This is a genomic window from Phytobacter sp. V69, assembly GCF_965644215.1.
In the GTDB taxonomy this organism is placed as follows: Bacteria; Pseudomonadota; Gammaproteobacteria; order Enterobacterales; family Enterobacteriaceae; genus Phytobacter.
Window position 1 is genome coordinate 1 of record NZ_CBFFRL010000342.1, and the last position, 2,881, is coordinate 2,881.

At 54.4% G+C, this 2,881-nt stretch carries 3 protein-coding genes and 2 pseudogenes; all 5 read right to left on the reverse strand.

The features are described 5' to 3' along the window. Positions 1–424 precede the first annotated feature (424 nt). On the reverse strand, positions 425–1,249 hold the full coding sequence (gene cho, locus ACSZPU_RS24775; RefSeq protein WP_437891579.1) for an excinuclease Cho: 825 nt from the start codon (positions 1,247–1,249) through the stop codon (positions 425–427). Positions 1,250–1,523: 274 nt separating this feature from the next. Continuing rightward, a complete protein-coding gene (locus ACSZPU_RS24780) occupies positions 1,524–1,772 on the reverse strand; it encodes a GlsB/YeaQ/YmgE family stress response membrane protein (RefSeq protein WP_437891578.1) in 249 nt (82 codons plus the stop codon). Positions 1,773–2,041: 269 nt separating this feature from the next. Next, a pseudogene (locus ACSZPU_RS24785) lies at positions 2,042–2,488 on the reverse strand (transposase zinc-binding domain-containing protein); the annotation flags it as partial. A gap of 85 nt (positions 2,489–2,573) precedes the next feature. Further along, positions 2,574–2,729, reverse strand: a pseudogene (locus ACSZPU_RS24790) (Rpn family recombination-promoting nuclease/putative transposase); the annotation flags it as partial. Continuing rightward, positions 2,701–2,881 (reverse strand): hypothetical protein (locus ACSZPU_RS24795; protein ID WP_499004240.1); only part of this gene is annotated, 181 nt, incomplete at its 5' end. The pseudogene ACSZPU_RS24790 and the gene ACSZPU_RS24795, both read right to left, overlap by 29 nt.

The window sequence follows — 2,881 nt, forward strand, 5'->3', positions numbered from 1 at the left end:
AGGGCTGCCCACTGTGAGTCATAGTCGTTCTGATTTTCCAGAACCATACGGACGGCGCGCTGACGAACCTCCGGGGAGAAACGCGTATTTTTAGTCATCCTGTTTACCTCTCTCTCAAAGAGTTTAGTCTCCAGGATTCCCGGGGCGGTTCACTTTTCACCACGTCCTTTCTTGAGTCCAGAGAAGATCCGCTTCAGGGTGAGCTCATAACTGTATTTGATGTGGAAATGGCCTTCCGGGGTATGGGGATGGCCCGGTTTGAGTCTGAATGATTCTAAGGCGTTGCGTTTCCTCTGACCAGTTACGCGGTAGCCTTCAGGTAGTTCCTTAACCCTGATGCGTATAAAGAGGTTGCGGTTTATAACGCCTGTTTTCGTTCATTAGCTTACTTTTCTCTGTCTGATTAATCTTGTGGTCAACAAATTCAGGGAGCATCGAGCAGGCGTATGTGAGCGTTTTGCTCATGGAACAATCGGCGACACAGAATACGATAGCAGTCCCGGTCAAAGCCGGCGGCAGGCAGACGCAGTTTCTGCGCACTACGCAAGGTGGCAGCGGTTCCGAGGTAAAACCAGTTACTTATCACATGGAAAGCACGACGCCTCCCCTGCTTCTCTTCGATAGCGATGCGGCCCGGAAAAGGCCAGTGCCGAACCTGAGTGTGGGTCAGCGCAGCGCGCAGCCGTGACTGATGAACAGACAGGGGCTCTGCGCCGCAACATGCGCCGGCGCATTTAGCGAGCTGGTAGCGAAAACATGGCTGTCCCGGGCGGCCCTTCTCAATATCAAGGAGGGTCAGGCAGAGTCGTTCCCGGTCGGCTATATCACGCAGGAGGTCGACGGCAGCCGCGCGATGCGCAAACAGCCCGTACAGGTCTGGCGTCCGGGAGAAATCCACCGCGTCACTAAAAACAATGCGCGTGCTGTTGTCCAGAACCAGCAGCGCGCACAGGCGGCGTACCTTACGCAGTCGCTTGTTATAAAGCGGCCGCTGCTGTTTGACCAGCGTGGATTCGAGCAACAGTGCGCCGATTTCACCAACGGTTTCGATGTAACTGATACGCTGTGTGGCGGCAAGCAGACGGGCTTCACGTGGATTGCGCAGGTGCGACTGCACGCGACGCCGGATATTGATGCTCTTGCCGATGTAGAGCGGATGGGCGTCACTGTCGCCGTGAAAAAGATAGACGCCGCAGGTCTGGGGCAGCGCGGCGACGTCGCCGGCCAGATGGTCAGGGTAGCGATACATGACCCATCCTGTTAAACCAGTTCAGTTTTGTATCAGTTCTGCATGTTGTGATTGCGTCAAACATCATACCCATTGTAAAGCTGCGAATCTGAGGAATCCGCGTCAAACCTCGTTTCTTCTCAGGAGCTGCGGTCAGTTTTTGCTGCTGATGGTGAGGTAATTAGCCAAATATTTTCAGGTAAAATCGAGATGAGAAGACAGGGTCAGATGTCATCACGCATTCACCCTGCCGGGAAAAAAAAAGCTGCACACGGCAGCTTTGCAGACGTGTAAATCAGCTTCTCAGCTTCCGGTAGATAAACAGCACCACCAGAGCTCCGACTACGGCCACGGCGAAACTGCCTGTGTTAAAGCCATCCACTTTACCAAATCCGAACAGAGTGCTTATCCAGCCCCCCACCACGGCACCGATGATACCCAGAATCACCGTAACGATGAAACCACCACTGTCCTTACCCGGCATAATCCACTTAGCCAGAACGCCTGCAATCAGGCCAAAAACGACCCAGGATAAAATTCCCATTATTTCACTCTCCTTCAAATATTCCCGGTAAGCGTAGTCTGTTGCGAAAATGTTTCAAGTCCGGGTGCCAATAAAGTACGGGGTTTCCGGCTATCCGGAGGAGTGGTCGGGCTGGGTCTTGAAGATGGTTGAAGCTTCAGCGCTGGATTACTCGCCCGCTTTGCGCAGGTTGATTGACTTAATGTATTGATTTTAATGATTTATTTTTGCTTCAAGATAGTGGGTTTTTTCAACGAGCATTGGGGTTGGAACTGATTTTTAAATGCCCTGTGCAGGGCGCAGAAGATACCGACCTCCAGGCTCTGTTTGCGGGCCCATCGCAGCATCGCTCGGGTGGCAGAGCGGAAGAGCGCGTTGAGCTGGAGCCAGTTGTTGTTGAAGAACGGCCACAGGATGTGTGGCATGGTGAAGGTAATGTACTGCCAGTCGCAGTCGGGGAGGATATGTGTCTGCTGTGTGACCCACTGCTCTGTGGCTTTGAAGCCGCAGGAGCTGCAGGCCTTTGATTTACAGCTCTGGCAGAAGAGACGGGTGTGGGTACAGTCAGGTGACGCGCAACAGTAGCGGCGAACGCCCATACAGGTGGTGCCGCAGGAGAGCATGCGCTCGACGCAGAGGCGGGTCCATTCGCTGACGCGGTCGCCGTGTTTGTCGAGAAATTTATTCCAGCCGTCATTGACGGTGAAGAGCAGCTTTGCAGGTCGGGGGATGTACATGCTGCAGAGTATAAAGAGGGACGCCGGGCAAGCAAACTATCGGAACCGCAAAGCGGTGACGCTCGCCCTGAAAGGGCGCTACGTTCACAAAGCTGCCGGATTCGAGTTTCAGGGTGCTGAGGTCGCAGAGGGCGCGCAGTTCAGCCGGGAGGTGAAGGGCGATGAAATCCCGGGCGGTGTCGGGATGAGTCAGGAAGGCCCTGAAGGCCGCGTCATGCGGCACCGGGGTGGATTTTTTCATGCGCCCGTTCTGTCAGTTCAGAAAAGACCAGCTTACCACACCGGGCGGTCTGATTCAGTGACAGCGCTTCGCATCCTGCCCGCAGAATTTTCACCCCGTCCGTGGACTCTACCGGCAAATCTAAAATAAGGCCGGCGATGTGTCTGGAGTTA

What these genes read in the sequence shown, in the direction of transcription:
- cho (WP_437891579.1), bottom strand. Translation starts at nt 1,249, where the DNA reads ATGTATCGCTACCCTGACCATCTGGCCGGCGACGTCGCCGCGCTGCCC.
- ACSZPU_RS24780 (WP_437891578.1), bottom strand. Translation starts at nt 1,772, where the DNA reads ATGGGAATTTTATCCTGGGTCGTTTTTGGCCTGATTGCAGGCGTTCTG.